We start from the raw sequence: 3,799 nt of genomic DNA on the forward strand, positions 1-3,799 counted from the left end.
CGCAGGTTTCTCAAACCTGCGAGGTCTTGCAAGCAAAAAAAAAATCCCGCTAAACCTCTCCAGGCAAAACGGGATAAAACCTAAAACAAAATCCGTTTCATTTGACAAAACGTAACAACTTGTGCGTTGTTAAAATAATAGACTATATTTTCTGTTTAAGGTTTAATGCCCAATGGATATTTTTATTTAATTTAAGGCAGATTATATCAGTTATATTTAAAACACATTGTGCTTCTATAGATTTGTAGTTGGTTAATAGGAGTAGAAAAATGATAAAACAGCCTATAGCAGCATCAGTTACGAATTGTGATTATTTTTTTTATTAATGCTGCGCAGTTTTATCTAAGTTTGTTCAATATTAAATTATTTAGGATAGAAAATGTCGGTACGGGGTAACCAGTTTAAAACCAATACATTCAGGGAAAAAGGTGCAGAAGGCGCAACAGGCAGGGCGTCGGCTGGTCGCCAGCCAAAAGAGAAAAGAGAATTTTTACCAAGGTTCGATCTGTCGGATGGCCGTGCAATTAAAATTGTGGGTCTGTTTTTTGTGATCTTATCCTTATATTTTTTAATTGCCTTTACTTCGTATCTTTTTACCTGGCAGGACGACCAGAGCTACGTAATCGATGCCAACGGTGGCTGGAGCAATCTTTTTAAAACATCCGACGAGTTAAAAACAGCAGGTGTTACCGCACCGGTTGTTCAGAACTGGCTGGGCAAATTTGGTGCTTTGTTATCGCACCAGTTTATATACGAATGGTTTGGTGTGGCATCTTTCTTATTTGTTCTGGCCTTTTTTATTATCGGATACCGTTTATTATTTAAGGTTAAAATCCTTTCTATTTCCAAAACATTGGGATATAGCTTTTTCTTTTTACTCTTTATTTCACTAACCTTAGGCTTTACACATAGTTTCTGGTCAGAATCGCCACATTACCTGGAAGGCGAATTTGGTTACTGGAGCAACAAATTATTGGGCGCACAAATTGGTGCTGCGGGTGTAGCGGGATTAATTGCCTTTGCCGGATTAACCATTCTGATCATCGCATACAACATCGATTTCAAATTTCCGGAGCGTAAAGCGAAAGAAGTTTACCTGGATAATGAAACGCCTGATTATGTAAACGATATCAGGGAGCAGACTACAAGAAATAAAATAGTTGATGAAAGCCCTGAACCGATCGAATTCCCGGTGCGCGAGAAACCACCGGTAAATAATGAGCGTAAGCAACAGAATGTAGTACTGCAACCGAGCCGTTTTGAAGAAAAAGAAGAAGAGGAAGAAACGGCACCTGTTGTGCTTTCGCCTTTGGCAACCAACCTTCCGATAGCCACTGCTGCGGCCGCTAGCATGCCACTGGTTGTAGAGCCACCTATTGAAGACGAAAAGGAGCCTACATTTACCATCGAAAAAACCGAGGAAGAGAAAAAATCGGAAGACCTGGTTGAACAGTTCGGTAATTATGATGAAAAACTGGATTTATCTGGTTATAAGTATCCAACAGTTGATTTATTGGAAAACTATGGAACCAATAAAATTTCGGTTAATGCAGAAGAACTGGAAGCCAACAAAAATAAAATTGTTGAAACGCTTAATCACTACAATATAGAAATTGATAAGATTAAAGCTACAATTGGTCCAACTGTTACCCTTTACGAAATTATTCCCGCACCTGGTGTTAGGATTTCGAAGATTAAAAACCTGGAGGATGATATCGCGCTTTCGTTAGCAGCCCTGGGTATCCGTATTATTGCGCCAATGCCGGGTAAGGGTACAATTGGTATCGAGGTTCCGAACCAGCACCCCGAAATGGTGCCGATGCGCAGCATTTTGAATACCGAAAAATGGACACAAAACACTATGGATCTGCCTATTGCATTGGGTAAAACCATCAGTAATGAAGTGTTTATTGCCGATTTGGCCAAAATGCCACACTTATTGGTAGCAGGGGCAACCGGTCAGGGTAAATCGGTGGGTATTAACTCAATCCTGGTTTCGCTATTGTTCAAAAAGCACCCAGCACAGCTAAAATTTGTACTGGTTGATCCGAAAAAGGTTGAGTTAACCTTGTTTAATAGGATAGAACGCCACTTTTTGGCCAAATTACCGGGTGAGGCTGATGCCATTATTACCGACACTAAAAAAGTGGTAAATACCTTAAATTCACTTTGTATCGAGATGGATCAACGTTACGATCTGTTAAAAGATGCACAGGTAAGGAATTTAAAAGAATACAACGATAAATTTATCAAGCGTAAGCTTAATCCAAATAACGGTCACCGTTTTTTACCTTTTATTGTACTGGTGGTGGATGAGTTTGCCGATCTGATGATGACAGCGGGTAAAGAGGTTGAAGCACCTATTGCACGTTTGGCACAGTTGGCAAGGGCAATCGGGATCCATTTGGTGCTGGCCACCCAGCGTCCGTCGGTAAATATTATTACAGGTACCATTAAAGCCAACTTCCCCGCAAGGTTAGCGTTTAGGGTGTTATCAAAAATCGATTCGCGAACCATTTTGGATAGTGGTGGTGCCGATCAATTGATTGGTCGTGGGGATATGCTTCTATCTACAGGAAGCGACTTAATCAGGCTACAGTGTGCTTTCGTTGATACACCTGAGGTAGACCGGATTTCGGAGTATATCGGTAACCAACGCGGTTATGCCGATGCTTATCAACTGCCTGAGTATATTGATGAGGCAGGTGAGGGCGGTAAAGCCGATTTCGATCCTAACGAGCGGGATAAGTTCTTTGAAGACGCTGCAAGGCTGATAGTGATGCACCAGCAGGGTTCTACCTCATTAATACAGCGTAAACTAAAACTGGGATATAACAGGGCGGGGCGTATTATCGATCAGCTGGAGGCTGCCGGTATTGTTGGTCCGTTTGAAGGAAGCAAGGCCCGAGAAGTTTTATATCCCGACGAGTATTCTTTGGAACAATTCTTGAACAGTATGGATAACAAAGATTAGATTAAACCATTTTATAAAAATCTACTCTAACGTTTCATAAGAATAATAAAAAAGAAAAGATGAAGAAATTAATTTCGGCATTAATGGTTGTAGTTGCCTTTACAACATCAACTTATGCTCAAACTGACGCGAAAGCCAAAGCTATTTTAGCTGATGTAAGTAAAAAATACAAATCGTACAATGTGGTGAAAACAGATTTTACCTTCACTTTGGATAATCCAAAAGCTAAAGTGAAAGAAACACAGCAAGGTACATTATATGTTAAAGCCAACTCTAACAAATACAAAGTGGCCATGACGAACCAGGAATTGTTCAGCGATGGTAAAAGCCAGTGGACTTATCTTAAAAAAGATAAAGAAGTACAGGTAAGCAACGTTGATAATAGTGGTGATGCGATTAATCCTGCCAAAATTTTCACTGTTTACGAAAAAGGATTTAAATACATTTATACCGGCGATGAAAAAGTAGGTGGTAAAACCTACGAAATGATTGACTTAACGCCGGTTGATGCTAAAAAATCGATCTTTAAAGTTCGTTTAAGTATCGATAAAGCTGCTAAACAGATCGCTAACGTGGTATTGTTTGATAAAAACGGAAATAAATACACTTACAATGTGAAAACCTTTTCGCCAAACGTAAATGTACCTGAAACTACTTTCGCTTTCGATGCCAAAAAATACCCTGGTGTTGAGGTTGTAGATTTAAGATAATTATAATTTCCGCATAAGCGGGATGAAACCTGAAAGGTTCGGTTGGAAACAGCTGAACCTTTTTTTTGTTTTTACCTCATCGTCATGCTGAATTTATTTCAGCATCTTTTTAGCA

At 39.6% G+C, this 3,799-nt stretch carries 2 protein-coding genes; both read left to right on the forward strand.

The window, feature by feature from the left end; genetic code table 11:
• Nucleotides 1-379 precede the first annotated feature (379 nt).
• Nucleotides 380-2,974: an FtsK/SpoIIIE family DNA translocase gene (locus B2V92_RS22505; protein WP_293312351.1), complete on the forward strand. Its 2,595-nt coding sequence runs from the start codon at nt 380-382 to the stop codon at nt 2,972-2,974.
• A 59-nt stretch (nt 2,975-3,033) separates the two neighbouring features.
• Nucleotides 3,034-3,684, forward strand: coding sequence for a LolA family protein (locus B2V92_RS22510; protein ID WP_293312353.1), 651 nt, complete (start codon nt 3,034-3,036; stop codon nt 3,682-3,684).
• Nucleotides 3,685-3,799: the final 115 nt, after the last annotated feature.

The organism is Pedobacter sp. UBA5917 (assembly GCF_002432345.1).
Taxonomy (GTDB): Bacteria; Bacteroidota; Bacteroidia; order Sphingobacteriales; family Sphingobacteriaceae; genus Pedobacter.

Bases quoted from the DNA above. Each gene is read 5' to 3' on its own strand.
- B2V92_RS22505 (WP_293312351.1), top strand. From the start codon at position 380: ATGTCGGTACGGGGTAACCAGTTTAAAACCAATACATTCAGGGAAAAA.
- B2V92_RS22510 (WP_293312353.1), top strand. From the start codon at position 3,034: ATGAAGAAATTAATTTCGGCATTAATGGTTGTAGTTGCCTTTACAACA.